This window comes from Pseudofrankia saprophytica, assembly GCF_000235425.2.
In the GTDB taxonomy this organism is placed as follows: domain Bacteria; phylum Actinomycetota; class Actinomycetes; order Frankiales; family Frankiaceae; genus Pseudofrankia; species Pseudofrankia saprophytica.
The window spans coordinates 7,805,978-7,822,169 of record NZ_KI912266.1 but is presented as its reverse complement, the minus strand read 5'-3'; the positions used below and the strand labels follow the sequence as shown (position 1 = coordinate 7,822,169).

At 70.0% G+C, this 16,192-nt stretch carries 16 protein-coding genes; 5 read left to right on the top strand and 11 right to left on the bottom strand.

From position 1 onward, the window contains the following. Nucleotides 1-18: 18 nt before the first annotated feature. The gene (locus FRCN3DRAFT_RS0233010; RefSeq protein ID WP_027141156.1) at nucleotides 19-375 is read right to left on the bottom strand and encodes an ArsR/SmtB family transcription factor; all 357 of its coding nucleotides are present in this window, start codon (nucleotides 373-375) and stop codon (nucleotides 19-21) included. Between the two features lie 145 nt (nucleotides 376-520). Between FRCN3DRAFT_RS0233010 and FRCN3DRAFT_RS0233005 the strand changes: the two genes are divergently transcribed. Then, the gene (locus FRCN3DRAFT_RS0233005; protein ID WP_232794226.1) at nucleotides 521-1,282 is read left to right on the top strand and encodes a dihydrofolate reductase family protein; all 762 of its coding nucleotides are present in this window, start codon (nucleotides 521-523) and stop codon (nucleotides 1,280-1,282) included. 133 nt (nucleotides 1,283-1,415) lie between these two features. Here the strand turns inward: FRCN3DRAFT_RS0233005 and FRCN3DRAFT_RS0233000 are convergent, their stop codons facing one another. Then, nucleotides 1,416-2,282 (bottom strand): hypothetical protein, encoded by an 867-nt coding sequence (locus FRCN3DRAFT_RS0233000; RefSeq protein WP_007507850.1) that lies wholly within the window; start codon nucleotides 2,280-2,282, stop codon nucleotides 1,416-1,418. A gap of 8 nt (nucleotides 2,283-2,290) precedes the next feature. After that, nucleotides 2,291-4,009 carry a hypothetical protein gene (locus FRCN3DRAFT_RS0232995; RefSeq protein WP_007507851.1) on the bottom strand — a complete coding sequence of 573 codons (1,719 nt, stop codon included), beginning with the start codon at nucleotides 4,007-4,009 and terminating at the stop codon, nucleotides 2,291-2,293. 91 nt (nucleotides 4,010-4,100) lie between these two features. Between FRCN3DRAFT_RS0232995 and FRCN3DRAFT_RS58325 the strand changes: the two genes are divergently transcribed. Then, nucleotides 4,101-4,529 (top strand): hypothetical protein, encoded by a 429-nt coding sequence (locus FRCN3DRAFT_RS58325; RefSeq protein ID WP_007507852.1) that lies wholly within the window; start codon nucleotides 4,101-4,103, stop codon nucleotides 4,527-4,529. 63 nt (nucleotides 4,530-4,592) lie between these two features. On the opposite strand, the gene FRCN3DRAFT_RS0232985 is transcribed toward FRCN3DRAFT_RS58325, so the two are convergent. Next, nucleotides 4,593-4,946, bottom strand: coding sequence for a MerR family transcriptional regulator (locus FRCN3DRAFT_RS0232985; protein WP_007507853.1), 354 nt, complete (start codon nucleotides 4,944-4,946; stop codon nucleotides 4,593-4,595). 84 nt (nucleotides 4,947-5,030) lie between these two features. Next, nucleotides 5,031-5,456, bottom strand: a complete 426-nt coding sequence (locus tag FRCN3DRAFT_RS0232980; protein WP_007507854.1) for an Hsp20/alpha crystallin family protein — start codon at nucleotides 5,454-5,456, stop codon at nucleotides 5,031-5,033. Between the two features lie 1,194 nt (nucleotides 5,457-6,650). On the opposite strand from FRCN3DRAFT_RS0232980, the gene FRCN3DRAFT_RS47355 reads away from it, so the two are divergent. Continuing rightward, nucleotides 6,651-7,550, top strand: coding sequence for a class I SAM-dependent methyltransferase (locus FRCN3DRAFT_RS47355; protein ID WP_232794225.1), 900 nt, complete (start codon nucleotides 6,651-6,653; stop codon nucleotides 7,548-7,550). A 190-nt stretch (nucleotides 7,551-7,740) separates the two neighbouring features. On the opposite strand, the gene FRCN3DRAFT_RS0232965 is transcribed toward FRCN3DRAFT_RS47355, so the two are convergent. After that, a complete protein-coding gene (locus FRCN3DRAFT_RS0232965; protein ID WP_035930554.1) occupies nucleotides 7,741-8,682 on the bottom strand; it encodes an AraC family transcriptional regulator in 942 nt (313 codons plus the stop codon). A gap of 91 nt (nucleotides 8,683-8,773) precedes the next feature. On the opposite strand from FRCN3DRAFT_RS0232965, the gene FRCN3DRAFT_RS0232960 reads away from it, so the two are divergent. Continuing rightward, on the top strand, nucleotides 8,774-9,472 hold the full coding sequence (locus FRCN3DRAFT_RS0232960) for an SDR family oxidoreductase (protein WP_027141153.1): 699 nt from the start codon (nucleotides 8,774-8,776) through the stop codon (nucleotides 9,470-9,472). 62 nt (nucleotides 9,473-9,534) lie between these two features. Here the strand turns inward: FRCN3DRAFT_RS0232960 and FRCN3DRAFT_RS0232955 are convergent, their stop codons facing one another. Continuing rightward, complete coding sequence (locus tag FRCN3DRAFT_RS0232955; RefSeq protein ID WP_007507861.1) at nucleotides 9,535-10,362, bottom strand: phytanoyl-CoA dioxygenase family protein; 828 nt, start codon at nucleotides 10,360-10,362, stop codon at nucleotides 9,535-9,537. A gap of 226 nt (nucleotides 10,363-10,588) precedes the next feature. Next, nucleotides 10,589-10,876, bottom strand: a complete 288-nt coding sequence (locus FRCN3DRAFT_RS0232950) for a DUF1330 domain-containing protein (protein ID WP_007507862.1) — start codon at nucleotides 10,874-10,876, stop codon at nucleotides 10,589-10,591. A 389-nt stretch (nucleotides 10,877-11,265) separates the two neighbouring features. On the opposite strand from FRCN3DRAFT_RS0232950, the gene FRCN3DRAFT_RS0232945 reads away from it, so the two are divergent. Then, nucleotides 11,266-12,441 carry a hypothetical protein gene (locus FRCN3DRAFT_RS0232945; RefSeq protein ID WP_007507865.1) on the top strand — a complete coding sequence of 392 codons (1,176 nt, stop codon included), beginning with the start codon at nucleotides 11,266-11,268 and terminating at the stop codon, nucleotides 12,439-12,441. 120 nt (nucleotides 12,442-12,561) lie between these two features. Here the strand turns inward: FRCN3DRAFT_RS0232945 and FRCN3DRAFT_RS0232940 are convergent, their stop codons facing one another. The 3 genes from FRCN3DRAFT_RS0232940 to serA all read right to left on the bottom strand — a co-directional run bounded on the left by FRCN3DRAFT_RS0232940 (nucleotide 12,562) and on the right by serA (nucleotide 16,028). Then, nucleotides 12,562-13,164 (bottom strand): VC0807 family protein, encoded by a 603-nt coding sequence (locus FRCN3DRAFT_RS0232940; protein ID WP_035925485.1) that lies wholly within the window; start codon nucleotides 13,162-13,164, stop codon nucleotides 12,562-12,564. 204 nt (nucleotides 13,165-13,368) lie between these two features. Then, entirely contained in the window at nucleotides 13,369-14,835 is a 1,467-nt protein-coding gene (locus FRCN3DRAFT_RS0232935; RefSeq protein WP_007507869.1) for an FAD-binding oxidoreductase, read from the bottom strand. Next, on the bottom strand, nucleotides 14,832-16,028 hold the full coding sequence (gene serA / locus FRCN3DRAFT_RS0232930; protein ID WP_007507871.1) for a phosphoglycerate dehydrogenase: 1,197 nt from the start codon (nucleotides 16,026-16,028) through the stop codon (nucleotides 14,832-14,834). The genes FRCN3DRAFT_RS0232935 and serA overlap by 4 nt, the downstream gene beginning before the upstream one ends. Between the last annotated feature and the right edge of the window lie 164 nt (nucleotides 16,029-16,192).

The following is a 16,192-nucleotide window of genomic DNA, read 5'->3' as shown; positions in this document are numbered from 1 at the left end:
GCGGTCCTCCCTGAGTGCTCAGTGGCCGTTGGCCGTGGTGTCTCGGTGCGGGCCGTCCTGGTTTTCGGCTTGGGCCGCCTCGTCCAGGTGACGTTCGAGGGCGTCGAGGCTGTCGGCCCACAGGGCGCGGTAGGGGGCGAGCCAGTCGTCGAGGGCGCGCAGGGGTGCCGGCTCGATCCGGTAGACCCGGCGCTGCGCGTCGATCCGGCTGGATACGAGGCCGGCGTCACGCAGGACCCGCAGCTGTTTCGACGTCGCGGGCTGGCTCATGCCCAGTGCGGCGACGAGGTCCCCGACCGACCGCTCGCCGGTCCGTAGCGCGTCGAGGATGCGCCGCCGGCTGGGCTCCGCGACGATCGAGAACACTGCCTCCACGCCCTGAACATACCCCGAAGGTTATATGCCTAGCAAGAGATATAAGCGTGTCACGGGCGGCCGACTTCAGGTGCACCGTGACCGAACCCGCGGCCCGTCCGCGGCGGGCGCCGCCCGCCGCGGACGGGCCGACACCGCCGGCTTCGTGATCCACGTCGCCGGCGGCGTCGCGAGCTTCGCCGAGCAGGACTCACCGTTCAACAAGGTCGCGGGGCTCGGCCTCGAAGGCACGCGCCCTCCGAGCGGTTCCGAACGAGGGACCGATGAGAAATGGCGGCGGCGCCGGTCTGATTACGGTCCGCCAGATGCCTGTGACCGCAGCAAGGGAGAGCAACCGATGAGACCGCTCCGATATTCGATCAACGTCACCCTCGACGGCTGCTGCGACCACCGGGTGGGGATGACCCCGGACGAGGAGTCGCATCGCTATTGGGCCGCGAGTCTGGAACGGGCCGATGCGCTTCTCTTCGGCCGGGTGACCTACGAGATGATGGAGGAGGCGTGGCGGCGGCCGGCGGCGGGAACGTGGCCTGACTGGATGGCCGATTGGATGGTCCCCTTCGCCCAGACGATCGACGGGGCGAAGAAGTACGTCGTGTCGGGCACCCTGGACCGGGTCGATTGGAACGCCGAGCTCGTGCGGGGTGACCTGGGGAAAGCCGTCGCGCAGCTCAAGCGGGAGCCTGGCACGGGCCTGTTCGTGGGAGGCGTGACCCTCCCGCTGGCCTTGGCGGATCTGGGATTGATCGATGAGTACGAGTTCGTCGTGCAGCCCGTCGTGGCGGGTCACGGCCCGACGTTGTTCGCCGGCCTGAGCGAGCGGCTCGAGCTGAAGCTCGTCGAGCGCCAGGAGTTCCGGTCGGGGGCGGTCGCTCTGCGGTACCAGCCCAGTCGAGTCACGGACTGAAGGTCGGCTGCCCTGGACACGCGGGCCTGGCAACTCCGCGACATCGACCCGTGCGACAGCGCCCGCGGACGAGGCTGAGGGACGTCGCGGACGCGGAAGACCGGCCTGCCCCCTGGCCGCGCGCCGGCCGGGATCAGCCGCCGGTCACGGCCACGGCCAGGGATCCGACGACCGTGTCCGGATCGTGCGGTGCGTACTGCACGATCTCGATCAGCGCGGCTGTGCCCGGCTCGGGCGGCGGACTTAGGTGGCCGGCGAGTTCCAGCGTGGCGGAGCGTCCTGGGGCGAGATCGACCGCGACCGCGCCGTCCAGGTGTTCCAGACGGGCCTCGCCGCGTCGCGCCGACAGTTTCAGCTCGACCGTCTTCGGGTGGAAGGGCGCCACCCCCAGGGTCTTGGCTGCGGCCACTGACCTTTCCGGGGACAGCAGCCGCGCGCTGACGTGCGTACGGATCCGCGTGTATCCGGGGTTGCCGATGGCGAAGGGCGTCCTGAAGGCCCCGCCCGGAGCCTTCACCGCGTCGATGTTCAGCTGGGCCCAGTGCCGGTCGACGCCGGGCGCGATGGTGGCGGGCAGGTTGTCGTCGAACGCCGCCTCCACGCTCGCGAGCAGGCACACGTGGGCCGGAGCCGTCACCGGGATCACCCCGGTGACGGTCGCCGTCGCGCTCCCGCCCTTCGACGCGACGAGCGCCATCTCCTCGCCGAACCACTTGGCCGAGCTGAAGCCCGCCGTCGGGTCCGTCCACCACACGGTCACTGTGGCCAGCGTTTCCGCGGCGCCGCCGCCGTAGTTGCGGACGTCCACGGTGACGGTCGTCGGCTCGCCCGGGTTGTACACCCGCAAGGGACCGCCGTTGACCCGGATGCCTTCGCACAGCCATCCGAGGGCCGGCGGGGGCAGAGGGGCCCGTTCGATTCCCTGCCGGCCGAGGTCGCCGGCGAAATAGGGAATCACCAGCCAGGGCTTGGCTTCGTCAATGTTCTCGTGTTCCGGCACGTCATCCCTCAGATCTCGTGGAAACCGAGTAGGTGGACCGACAGCGGCTGGTCGTCGATGCGAGTACCGGGTGCCACGTCCCAACAACGGTGGAGCAGACCACGATCGGCGTCCAGATCGATGCTGGGTGGCTCACCGAAGATGTCGTGGGTCAGCTCCTTGATCCAGCTGGGGACGGCGTCGAGCAGATAGCCGGGGTCCTTACCAGGAGGCAGCGGCGCCGACGAGGACGGCTGTTCCACCGGGCTCGTCGGCGCGTAGATGTAGGAGTCGAACTCGTCGGGAGGCGACCGGCGAGGCCAGCCGTTCTGCGCGGTGCTCGGGGTGGAGGTGAACTGCGCGAACAACGGTGTGCCTAGCTGGCCGCCGGTCGGGTAGATCAGTCCGATCGTGGCGAGGAAGGTCCGCGCCTGCAGGAGCCCCTGGAAGAGCGCTCCCTGTGCCTTGGCGAACTCCCGGACCAGCTCGGCGCCGGCGCCGTTCTGGGCGACGGTCACCAGGGTCTGGGCCGTCACCGCCACCTGGGGCGGATGCCCACCGCCGCCGGTGAGCTTTTCCCAGACACGTTCGGGGGTGCACTTGCCCTCCTCCGCCAGCAGCCCGATGCAGATGATGAGGCCGGCTACCAGCAACGCCACCAGGAGCACGAGGATCGCCAGGCAGATGTTCCCCGCGGCGGTCTGCTTGTCACTGGTGGTCGGCGTGGTGGTCGAGCTGGTTGGCCCGTTGGGGTCGTCGCCGTAGGACTGCACCTTCACCCCGCCGCCCGGGCTGCCGGGGACCAGGGTGAGGGTCGCGGCCAGCGCCGGCGGCAGCGGCCTCGGCAGTGGAGGCAGCCCGAACGTGTCGAGCAGGCGAAGGTGCTCGGCCATCCGCCGCAGACCGGTATCGAGGTCCCCCGCGGGCGGCAGGCCCGGGTATGCCGCCGCGAGCGCCGCTTCCAGACACTGGCGGGTGGGCCCAGGGATCGTCTCGGCGCCGCGTTCGGCGCCGAGCGAGACGAGCTCGGCCAGTTCGGTGAGCGAGGGCTGCCCCCGGTTGACCGAGATCCAGGCCCCGACCGTGTTCCTGGCCAGCCGGTCCCGTACCCGGTGCAGGCGGCGCGGCCCGCCGACCACGGCTCCCAGGTAGGCCGACCCGGCGGCGTTGCCGAGGTAGGAGGAGACCGCGCCGGCGGCGAACGCGGTGGATCCGTCGTCCGTCGCCCCGGAGAGCAGCTTCTGTAGGAAGGCGGCGGTGCGGCGGGCCAGGAACCGATCCGCGAAAGGCCAGGAAGCGATGTCCCGGGACTCCTGGCGCGGGTGCGGACGACGCAGGTGCGGTATCGGCGCGAGCGCCGCGTGCAGCGCCGTGATCTGGGCCTGCAAGGTCCCCAGGCCGTTCTTCAGCGCGACGAGCTGTGCGGTTGCCTGATTGAAGCGTGCCGGGGAGGCCGGGTCTCCTGGCGAGAGCAGTGCCGCCTCGACGTCGTCGCGGGCCGCCGAAACCTGGCCGTAGATCGTCAATGCCCGCGACCAGAGGTCGGATGCCTGCCTGACCAGGCCGAGCTCCGCGTCGTCGTCAGCGTGCCAGACCAGGTGGTCGACCAGGGCCCCGAGCGTCGCCGACCCTGGATCGGACTTGATCGCGGTAAGGAGCCGGTCCCGCAGTTCCGGCGGTCCCGCCCCGCCGGCAAGAATTTGCCCATAGACATCGAGATATGCCGTATGTGTCCAGTAATCGATCAAGATCGACCTGCTTTCCTTGTCGCCATGACGGTGATGGCGGCGCCGACGACATCCGGACAGGGGGATGCGCGGAGAAGGTAAGGATCCTGGGATGAGCGGACGGCTTTCCGTGCGCGACAACGATTGCCGGCCGAGCCTGAAGGTGAAACCCGGTCTCGACCGGGGTCGAGTGTGCCAGTTCGGTGTCCGGTCTGGTGGTCGCCTCGCCGGCTCGGATGCCGAGCATTCACGGCTCCGTGTGGGCTCCCGTGGGATGCCAGAGCTTGCCGAACTACACCGCGCGATCAACGCGGGCGAAGGCGTCGCCGACTGCGCCGCGTGCACGCCGCCGATCCCGAGCGGGTGCTGGCCGTGTGTGAACTCGGCGCGATGCCAGCCTGTCACCGTCTCGACCACGGCGACCTCGAAAACCTGCTCGCATGACCCGACCGGCAGCTTGCAAGCCGTCGACGGCGGCATGCTCCAGATGGGTCCTCAGGCGGGATCGCGCCTGGACTCCGGCGCCCTGCGCCGGCCCTGAAGGATCTTCTCGTCCACGCTTCGCGACCCACATCCGCGTACTGACCGGGGTGTCGGCTCCCTGTCAGCTCTGATCGGGTCCGGTGGGCGGCGGTGGGGTGCCGTTCTCGGGGCGCTTGCTGTGGCGTCGTAGTGCGGTGAGTTCGGCGCGGGTCTGGGCGAGCTGGTGCTCGAGCAGCACGATCCTGCAGGCGGCGGCGACGGTGAGGCCCTCGTCGACGACCGCCCGAGCGCGGACGGCCAGATCGAGGTCGGCGCGGGAGTAGCGCCGGTGCCCGCCGTCGGAACGGTGCGGACTCAGCAGTCCTTCCTGGCCGAGCGCGCGTAGGAAGGAGGGTTCGACGCCGATCAGGTCGGCGGCCGCACCCATGCTGAAGGCCGGGTAGCTGGTGTCGTCGATTTTGCCGTGCCGAGTCATATGCCACCCCTCCTACGCCCAGCGGCCGGTGGGCTGTCAGCCCACCGGCCGCCGACCGTCATGCGGTCTGTCTGGGGCGCGCCGTCATGGCTCGAGGACCTTGTGGTCGGTCGTGTCGCGGCCGATCTCGATGCGCCGGGGCTTGGCGTGTTCGGCGACCGGGATCATCACGGTCAACACGCCGTCGCGGTAATGCGCGGCGATGTTGTCCAGGCTCAGCCCGTCGCCGAGGATGATCTGCCGGTTGTAGGTGCCCGTGCCTCGTTCCGAGATCAGGTACTGGGCGTCTTCGGGAGCCAGCCGGCTCCGGCTTGCGCGGACGGTCAGGGTGCCGTTCTCCGCGGTGACGTCGACCGAGTCCGGGTCGACACCCGGCAGGTCGAAGTGCAGGAAGTACGCGTCGCCGGACCGGTAGCAGTCCATGGGCATCATCCGCGGCGTCCGGGCCGCTCCGAGCGCCTCGCTGGCCAGACGGTCGAAGTCATGGAACGGATCGAATCGCAGCAGCATTGCTACAAACCTCCAACCACATGACGAACAATGGATCTCTGATCTTGCGAACCGCCGCGGGTCGCGACGGGTGTAGGCAGTGGCGGCCGGACGGGATGTCACGGCCGCGTCGCGCGCCGGACTCCGGGCCGACGCCGCGCACGCCTTCGGATGGTGCGCAGTTCCCTCGCGCATGGCGGCCGCCAGTCGCCGCCTCGAGCTGTCGGGAGGAGCACCGCCATCGTCCTCACCTCCTGACCTCCCGCGTGGTTCCTCTCGGTCGACTATCTACCCCACCCGTGCCACAAATTATGCATCAGCCAGAGCAGATTTCAAGCGCCGCCCGTCGACATCACCCCCACGGCCACCCGACCCCGACGCCCACCCGACCCTCACACCTGGCACCGTCGCCGCCACCACCGCGCTATGGACTCGACCTCCGCGCCACCCGGTCGACCGGCCAGACAGGCTCGGGTGGTGCCTCATATGCCCGGGCCAGGCGAGGGTTCGCCTCGGCCCGGTCCTGCGCCGGCTGGGGGTCGATGACGAGCTGGCCGACCTGGTCCTGCTGCTGACCAGCGAGCTCGTGACCAACGCCGTGCCGCACGGACGCCGGTGAGGGTGGGGAGCGGTTCCGGGTCGACGGCGCCCGAGTGCACGCGCTGCCACGCCCTGCTCCGGAATTTACGGACCAGGAACGACACCGCCGGTCGGCATCCTGCCTTGGGCTGAACCGTACCCGCGGCGAATTCTATACCAAATCCGATCGCGAGATTACACCCGATCGAGGGTAAAAGATCCGGGCTGTCTGTGTTAGACAAAGTACATGCGACGAGCGGACCGTTTCAGACGGGATGCCGGACGGTTGGTCGGCGGTCGAAGTGCCAGGATCGTGCGGGCCGGCAACTGCTGCTCGCCGATCGACGCCCGCTGACCAGCTACCGCCGTCTCGGACGCGACGATCCGGCGGTCGGTCTATCGCCGCGCCGACGGCCCTGTAATCCAGCCGTCGGCGCATCGGCGGTTTCCTGCGCGAGGAGGCGTCAATTTTTTCGTAGATACGCGAGCCGGTCGCGGCGGGAGCGTCCTAAATACTAGGTCGGCCGTTCCGCGGCCAATCGAACTCGCCATCTACGGTAACGTCAGGTAGCCGGGCAGATATTTTGCCGGGCCTGTCCGCGGCATTTTGCTCGATGCCAAACCTCAGTATATGGTGTGGATGTGGAACTGCCCTATATAGACGTACTTCTCGATACCCATGACCAAGGTGATCGGACGGCGGATGCCTTCTCGCGGCACATACACTGGGGGCTGTGGCCACGGCTGCGCGGTACAAGAATTCGAGGGCGGAATGTCGTCGCCGCCCAGGAGCGGCTCGATGACACGGTCGCTGGCGGGGCGCTGATCTCCGATGGCATGGCCGTCCTGGATGTCGGCTGCGGCTTCGGGGGAACGCTGGGGCGATTGTCGGAACGGTTGCCGGCGGCGCGACTGGTCGGTGTGAACATCGATCATCGGCAGCTCACCCGGGCCCAGTCCACCCGGGCCCAGTCCACCCGGACCCAGTTCATCTGTGCGGACGGCTGCGCGCTCCCGCTGCCCTCCGCCGCGTTCGATGCGGTTCTCGCGGTCGAGTGCATCTTTCATTTCCCGTCCCGGCTCACCTTCCTCAGGGAGGCGCAGCGGGTCCTGAAGCCCGGCGGGCGGATTTCCCTGTCCGACTTCGTGCCCGCGGACAACGGTGACCCGGACGGCGCTGACAGCGCTGTCAGCCGCTGGCTCGAGGACCAGGTCGCCAAGGGATACGGCCGGCAATCGAAGTGGTCGGACGGCGACTATCAGGCAATGGCCGACAAGGCCGGGCTCGTGCTCGAACGGAACGAGGACGTCACCAAACTCACCCTGCCCACCTACCTCTATCTGCTCTCGACCGGCATCGCTCGCGCCGTCACCGGCCGTGGACATGTCCCGATCCGCTCCACGCTCCTTCTCTTTCTGCTCTCGGCCCTCGGCGCGGTCCGATACCGCCTGGTGGTCCTACGCAAGCCGAGTGATCTGGACCGGGACATGGACCATGGTCAGGCGGTGCCGTTCGAGAAGGTTGCCGTGCCCTGAGAAAGCCGTGCCCTGAGATATGAGTCACTCAGCCTCCCGACGGGCCGGAACCGCTGACGGGACATCCCGTCGGGAGGCTGGGCCGATCCGCGGTCTCGGACCCGGGCAGGCCCTGACGGAAGCGGCACTGATGGGGCCGCGCTCCGGGTGGGCGCGGCGGCCGCGGTCGCCGCGGTCGCCGCGTACGGCGTCAGGCCTGGCTGCGCTGGCCCTGCCGCGCCGCGACGCGATAGTGGCCCGGCGGCATGGCGCGGGCGCGGCGGAAGGCACGGCTGAACGCGTAGACGGACGTGTAGCCGACCGAGTGCGCGACCGCCTCGAGGCCCTCGTCGCCGTCCCGCAGGCGCCGGGCCGCGAGGTCGAGCCGCCACCGGGTCAGGTAGGCCCCGGGCGTGTCACCGGTCACCGCCCGGAAGCGCCGGGTGAGCGTCGCGCGTGACACCGCCACCTCGCGGGCGAGCGCCTCGGTGGTCCAGGCGCGGGCCGGGTCGCGGTGCAACGCGGTGACCGCGGCGCCGACCAGCGGGTCGTGCAACGCGCCCAGCACCGAGGGCTGCGTGCCTTCGGGATCGCCGGCGAGCCATGCCCGCAGCAGCTGGACGAGCAGGATGTCGACGAGACGGTCCAGCACCAGCGCCGTCGCGACCTGCCCCGACCGGGCCAGCTCGTGCCCGAGTAGCTGGACGGTGTCCTCCAGCCCGGACCCGCCGGCCTGTGCGCCGATGTGCACGACCTCGGGAAGCAGCGCGAAGGGCTGGCTCGACGACGCCGGGTCGTGCTCGTAGTGCGCGCACAGGACATGGGTCCGGACCGGGCCGGCGCCGATGCGGACCGTCCCCGGTCCCGTCTGCTCGTAGCCGTCGGGCCGGCCGGCCGCCGCGCGTGCCACCGCCGCGGGGTCGCTGCCCAGGGCATGTTCCGTGCCGCGGGGGAGCAGCAGCACGTCGCCCGGCAGGAGCTGACGCGCTGGCTCACCGCGCCGGGCCAGCCAGGCGGTGCCCGCCGTGACGGCGTGGAACGCCGCGCCGGCGCTGGGCGCCGCCCACCAGCCCCAGTCGGCGCCAGCCTCGATCCGGGCGCCGAGGACCCCGCGGACACCGGATACCGCAAGCATCTCGGAGAGGATGTCGATGCCATGAAGCATACTGGTCTGACGCAGGCTGATATGGATCTGACGCTGATACGCATCCACAGCCGCATCCAGCCCGCTTAGCGTGACCGTCGTGGATATCACTGGAAGCACCGCTCTGATCACCGGCGCCAACCGCGGCCTCGGCCGCCAGTTCGCGCTGCAGCTCCTGGAGCGCGGGGCGGCCAAGGTCTACGCGACCGCCCGCGTCCCCGAGACGGTCGACGTGCCCGAGGCGCATGTCCTGCGCCTGGACGTCACCGACCCGGCGTCGGTCGCCGCCGTCGCCGCGGCTGCCCCCGACGTCACGCTCCTCGTCAACAACGCCGGCGTCTCGACCGCCACGAACCTCGTCACCGGCGACCTCGCGCGTATCCGCCAGGAGCTCGACACCAACTTCTACGGGCCGCTCGCGATGGTCCGCGCCTTCGCGCCGATCCTCGCGGCAGGTGGCGGCGGCGCGATCCTCAACGTGCTGTCACGCCTAGCCTGGCTCTCGTACGACGGCGCCAATGCCTACGCCGCGTCGAAGGCGGCGGCCTGGAGCCTGACCAACGGCGTGCGCCTGGAGCTCGCGGCGCAGGGCACCCTCGTCACCGGCCTTTTCCTGAGCTCGACGGACACCGACATGATGGCCGGCTGGGACATCCCCAAGAACGACCCCGCCGACGTCGTGCGGGCGGCACTCGACGGCCTCCAGGCCGGCGCGCTGGAGGTGCTCGCGGACCAGGAGTCCGTCGATGCCAAGGCGGCGCTCGGCGCCGACCCCGCCGAGGTGTACGCACTGGTCTAGGGCCGTCGCATCGCGGTCCGGCGTCCGGTTTCCGGCGTCCGGTGTCCCGTGGTGACCTGGCCTCAGGCGTCTCGGTTGGTCTCGCCCGCGACGCCGACCGCGTTGAGGACGTCGGCCTTGTCGTTGTGGCTGTGGGTGAAGCCGAGCTGCCGTTCGATGTTCACGGTGGCCTCGGAGCGGTAGGCGAGGATGTAGGCCCGGCGGAATCCGTCGGTGTGGTTGCCGCCCGAGCCATGCATCACCCGCTCGTTGTGCACGGTGCAGTCGCCGCGCGCGATCGGCCTGACCATCACCTCGTCGTCGGGCCGCAGCTCGGTGCCCAGGGCATGGGACTCGCCGCGCCCGCCGTACACGGGGGCATGTGGCCGCAGGTGCGTCTCGTGGGTGGTGGCCGGGACGAACCGCATGCAGCCGTTGTCGATGGTCGAGTCGTCGACGGCGAGCCAGAACGTGGCCGTGCGGCGGTCCTCGGTCGCTGGCCAGTAGGCCATGTCCTGGTGCCAGGCGAACACGGCGTCGGTCTTGTGCGGCTGCTTGGCGAGGAGCTGGTCGTAGTCGATCGTCATCCCGTCGCCGCAGAGCTGCCGGGCGATGTCCGCGGTCCGCCGCTCGTACACGTTGCCCTGCCAGCCGGGAAAGTACCGACGGGGCAGCATCACGTTCACGATCGAGTACTCCGACGGGTCCCGTCCATAGTCGCCGGCCATGTCGCAGAAGTCCTTGCCCTCGACGTCGATCTCGCGGCGAAGGAACCGGTCGTAGGTGACCTCGATCTCGGCGACCTCGCCGTCGGTGAGCACGCCGGCCAGGTGGACGAACCCGTCGCGCGCGAACCGGCGACGGTCCTCGTCGTCGATGAGGTAGCGACCGGCGCTGTCCAGGTGACCCATGGTGTCCTCCGTCTTCCGTCGCTCCCGTAGGACCGTAGGACATCTCCCCGGCGGCGCCTGCGGCCAGCAGGCGAGCAGGCGGACGCGGCACCGGGCCGAGGAGCGAGGGCGCACTCATCGGCCGCGGCACCGTCACCGTCAGGACGCGCCCGAACAACTCCGGCCAGGCGTCGGTTCGCCATCCGTGCGCGCGCACGTCGGGGGAGACACCAGATGCGACGAGGCCCTACAGGCCGGGCACGATGCGCAGGTCACGAACGGCGCCGCCGTCGAGGGCGGCGAGGGCTTCCTGGTAGGCGGCGCTGTCATGCGCGGCCCGGGCGGCCTCGACCGAGTCGAAGGCGATGAGCACGGTGCGGGTCTTCTCCCCGGCCTCGTAGGTCAACTCGGGAAGGCCGCGGGCGACGAAGGTGCCGCCGGCGGCACGCAGGGCCGGACCGGCCAGCTCGGCGTACGCCGCGACCTTGCCCTCGTCGACGATCTCCTTGTACACGCTGATCCAGTAGGCAGTCATGACGCCATCGTGCCCGAGGCCGGGAGGTGAACGGGCTCAGCTCGGCCGATCGTGACGGAAGATGGAGATCTTGACGGCAAACCTTCCGGTCCGCTGACCTCGGGTTTGTCATCCGAGATTGTCCGACCGCCTTGTCGAGGCGGAGGTTGATCGGCTTCGATAGATTGCGCAGGGGTGGGCATGCTAAGGTCCACGACGAACGGCGTGCCCCATTTTCGATGCGACGACCTCCAATTATGGAAGGCGCGACGCCTGACCTTGCGGGAACTTGTCGCGTCAATCATCGGGAGCTTGCTCCATCGATTGTCTTCGCAACCAGTGCCATCGAGGTGGGCGTCCAGCCCCGCGCGGCGCTTTCGCGTCGCGGTCGACCGTCGAGGAGACGCACCATGCGTGCAGTGCGCCCGCGCCGACAGTTTATCGGCTCCATCTTATCTATGATCAGCGCAGCATTATCGGTCATTCTGGCGTACACCGTGGGCGCCGCCGCGCCGGCGGCGGCGGCCACCCGGGCCGTCAATGACATCGGCCAGGTCGTGTCCTCGCTCGAGGTGAACAAGGGCTACGAGATCTCCCGGGACTGCGGGTTCACCGGTGTCCCGCAGGCGAACACGATCGGCGTGCTGTGGCTGTTCTGTGACACCGCGGTCAGCCCGACCGGCCAGCGGGTCTGGGGGACGACCGCGGGTACCGCGCAGGCCTTCACCGCGCCGAACCAGTCGCTGTTCGGCGATTTCACGGACGCCTCGGGCAACAACGTGGTCCAGTTCATCCCGAACCCGTCGGGGTTCTCCTGCGGCGGTACCCTCGCCGCCTGGGCCAGCGGAACAGCGTCGATCCCGACGTCCTCGCCGAATCCGCTTCTCATCATTCCGTACGTGCTGATGTGCCTGGACGGAAGCAACACGAGGCCGCTCGCGTTCCGTATCGTCGACTACGACTACACGACGAACACCTTCAGCAACGACAGCCCGGTCGGCGGCAACGGGATCTTCACCGGCAGCCCGCTGGCGGACAACCGCACCCTGGGCTCACCGGTGGTCTACAACGGCTCGCTGTACTTCTACACCGGTCTGTGCACCAGCTCCGTCTTCGGTGACTGCTCCGCTGGGACCGCCCAGGTCGCGAAGGTCACGTTGGGTAGTACACCGTTCGCGGCGTACAACGCGAGCAATCGGAGCGGTGGTCATCGCTGGCTGGACCCCCGTAACTACACCTTCAGCACACTGGCCGCCACCTCCGGTGGCTTCACTCCGATCACTCCGGCCAGCTTCGATGTCCACCGCTATCCAGCGTTCTCCGGGTCCCCGTTCGTCGCGATCGAGCAGGACGATATCGGCGGGAACATCACGGTGTTCTCGTCGAGCAGCCCAACCGGGCCGTTTACGCCGAGATTCACCGCGGCCGTCCCGTGTAACAGCACCACCGGCGACGGAGGTTTGTGCCGGGCCTACATCGGCCATCCGGAGTCGAGCACGTCCAGTAAGCTGATGTTTTCCTACTTCCAGCCCAGCGACAGCCACGGCAACGGCCACGTGCGGACCGCCTGGATTCCCTGGAGCTGATCGGATCTCGCCGCCGTCGGGTCGGCCCGGTCGCCGCCGTGCGACCGGGCCGACCCGATGCGCATCGGCCGCCGGCCGGCGGGGCTTACCCGCGGGGCAGCCTCCGTCAGACGTCAGACGTCAGGCCGCGCGGGCCGCCCGGAGACCTTCTCGGCCAGCGACCCGCCACGACCAGGCGACGGTGACCAACGTGGCCGCGACGGGCAGGGCGGTGCCGGTGATCCCGCGGACCGCGACGAAGACCTCGGTCGTCTGGGATGTCAACAACCAGTACGTGAAGGCGGAGTTCCCGAGGTTCACCGCCGCCCACAGGAGGGTGAGCCCGAGGAACAGCCTGCGCACGCCGGGCCGGGCCGTCACGCCGGGAGGCAGCGGGCAGAAGTCGCGCGCCAGCCGGTGAACGAGGGGCCGCGGGGAGAGAGCGGACAGCAGGAACATCAGTCCCACGATTCCGGCGACGATGACAGGCTGAAGAAAGTAGACGAAGGCGCTGCCGCTTATGACCGCTACCACGGTGCGCACGGTCAGCCCGACCGAGGACAGCACCAGCAGCGCCGGGATGCGCCGCTTGGTGGCCACCCGCCGGCTCACCGCGGCGTACTCCCACACCAACGCGGCCAACGCCGCCAAGGTGAAGTTGAAGAAGTGCAGGACGACAAGAAAAAGGACCGCGGGTACGACCGTCGCCTCGATGAGATGAGGCAGCCCGTGTCTGGCGATCATCGTGGGCTTGGGAAGCCGGGCGTCCGCCTGCGCTGCCGCCTCGCCGGGTCCCGTCTCAGGGGCGGCCGGGCCGTGGAGGACTGGAGCTCGCTCCGCTAGAAAAATCATGTCTCCAACGGGTCGACGCTGCGCCAGCGATCCACTGTCGCGCCAACCATACGCTGGTCCCCCTGAGCCGCCGTGGCTGGGGCCGTCCCGACCGTGTCAGGCTGGATCGAGCAGGACGCCCGGGTTGAGCAGCCCGTCAGGGTCGAGTCCGCGCTTGACCGCGCGCATCATCGCGATCTCCTGAGGTGACCGGGACAGCCCCAGCCACGCGCGCTTGGCCCGACCGACGCCGTGCTCGGCGCTGATGCTCCCGCCGTGCGCCGCGACGAGCCGCAGCACCGCGTCCGTCACGGCCTCGGCCTCGCTGGTCGCGTCGAGCACGTTGACGTGCAGGTTTCCCTCGTTGATGTGCCCGAACAGGATCGGCCGCGCGGTCGGGCAGGCCGCCGATATCGTCGCCGGAAGCGAAGCCACCGTCTCGGCCAGCGCCGTCAGCGGCACCGCCACGTCGAGCTTCACCGGGACACCGGCGGCGTTGATCGACTCGGTGTGCGCCTCGCGGTAGGCCCACAGCAGGTGCCGGCCGCGCGTGTCGGAGGCGACGGTCGCATCCCTGACGGCATCGCTGTCCGCCAGCGCCTCGAGCAGGTCCTCGGTCGGGTCGGTCCGGCCGGCGCACTCGAGGACCAGGTAGGCCGGGTAGGTCTCGGCGAACGGGGCCGAGAGGCCGGTCTTGTCGCGGACCAGCGCGAGGCCGTCGGCGAAGAACAGCTCGGCGGCCTCCAGCGACGGCATCCGGTTGCGCACCGACCGGACGAGCGACAGCGCGGCGGCGATGTCGTCCACGGCGACCAGGGCCACCGCCCGGTCGGTCAGGAGGGGAACGAGCCGCAGGCGAAGCCGGGTGATGATCCCCAGCGTGCCTTCGCTGCCGGTGAGCAGCGACATCGCGTGATAGCCCGTGTTGTCCTTCGGGAGCCCACTGAGACGGCTGATGATCGAACCGTTGGCGAGTACCGCCTCGATCCCGAGCACCTGCGCCCGGGTCGTGCCGTAACGCAGCACCCGCTCGCCGCCAGCGTTGGTGGCGACCAGACCGCCGAGGGTGGCCGAGTCCCGCGCCGCGAAATCGACCCCGAAGTCGTAGCCCTCGGCGCGGACGTGCCGTTGCAGTGCGGCCAGGGTGACGCCCGCACCCACGGTGACCTGGCCGGAGACCGACTCCACCGGTTCGAGAGCCGTCAACCGGGCCGTGCTGAGCAGGATCGCGCCGTCGACGGGCACACTCCCGCCGACCAGCCCGGTGTTGCCGCCCTGGACGCAGACGGGCACCTTCGCCCGCGCCGCGGCGGCCATCACCTCGGCCACCTCGGTCGTGTCGGCGGGCCGGACCACGCAACGAGCGCGGCCGTGGAACCGACCGGTCCAGTCGGACTCGAAGGAGGCGACGACGGAGGCGTCGGTGAGCAGATGGGCGGCACCGACCGCGGCGCGCAGCTCCGCCGCCAGGGCCGAGGCCGGCGTCGACGCCCAGTCGGAACCCGGCTTCCCGTCGGGGATCGCCGCGTCGGAGGTTGCCGCCACGCCACCAGCCGGCGTCAGCCCGCTGGTCGGCGCGCTCATCCCAGCAGCCTTACCCGGACGGTCTCTGGCATCGCGGCCAGCGAGCCGAGTACGGCCGCCGGGTAGTCGACGGCGATGTCGGTCAGGACATACCCGTACTCGCCACGGGTGTCGAGGAGCTGGCCGTCGATGTTGACCTTGTGCTCGGCGAGCAGGCTGTTGATCTTCGCGAGCACGCCCGGCACGTTGCGATGCAGATGGGCGATCCGGCGCCCGCCCGGCCGCGGCGGCAGCGAGAGGTGCGGCAGGTTGACGCTCATGGCCGTGCCGCCGTCGAGCTGGTAGTCCCGCAGCTTGCCCGCGACGTAGCGGCCGATGTCCTGCTGGGCCTCCTCGGTCGAGCCGGCGATGTGCGGCGTGAGGATCACGTTCGGCAGGTCTCGCAGCTCGGAGCGGAACTCGTCGCCGCGCCCGGCCGGCTCATGCGGGAAGACGTCGATCGCCGCGCCGGCCAGCCGCCCGCTCTCCACCTGCGTGCGCAGTGCGCCATGGTCCACGACGAAGCCGCGCGAGAGGTTGAGGAAGAGGCTGCCAGGCCGCATGCGGGCGAACTGCTCGGCGCCGAACATCCCGCTGTTGCCGGCGCGTCCGTCCACGTGCAGGGTCACGACGTCCGCGACCGCCAGCAGGTCGTCGAGGCTGGCGCAGCGGCGGGCATTGCCGAGCGCCAGCTTGTCGGCGGTGTCGTAGAAGTACACGCTCATGCCGAGCGCCTCGGCCAGCACCGACAGCTGCGCGCCGATGTTGCCGTAGCCGACGATGCCGAGGCGCCGGCCGCGGACCTCGTGGGCCGCCTCGGCCGACTTGTCCCACACGCCCGCATGCATGGCGGTGTTCTTGGGGGTCAACCGCCGCGTCAGCGCGATGATCTCCGCGAGCGCGAGCTCGACCACGCTGCGGGTGTTGGAGAAAGGAGCGTTGAACACGGCGACGCCTCGCTCGCGCGCGGCGCCGAGATCCACCTGGTTGGTACCGATGCAGAACGCGCCGATGGCGAGCAGGTCCGGCGCCTCGTCGAACACCGCCTCGGTGACCTCGGTCTTCGACCTGATCCCCAACAGCTGCACGCCCGCCAGGGCCGCGACCAGCGCCCGATGGTCGAGCGCCCGGTCGATCGTCTCGACCTCCGCGCCGGCGGCCTCGAGGATCGTCGCGGCGTCCGGGTGGACGTTCTCTAGCAGCAGCGCACGCACGGCAGGGGCCCTCATCAGCCGGTGACAGGTCTCCCGCAGTCTACGAAGCCGGCGGCCGGTCCTCGGCGGGGCACGTCGGATGATCATGGCCAGCCGTCGGCGCATACCGTTTCGTTCCTGCGGTCACGCCCGTGCGGTCAGGCCCGCGCGGGTACGACCACGGC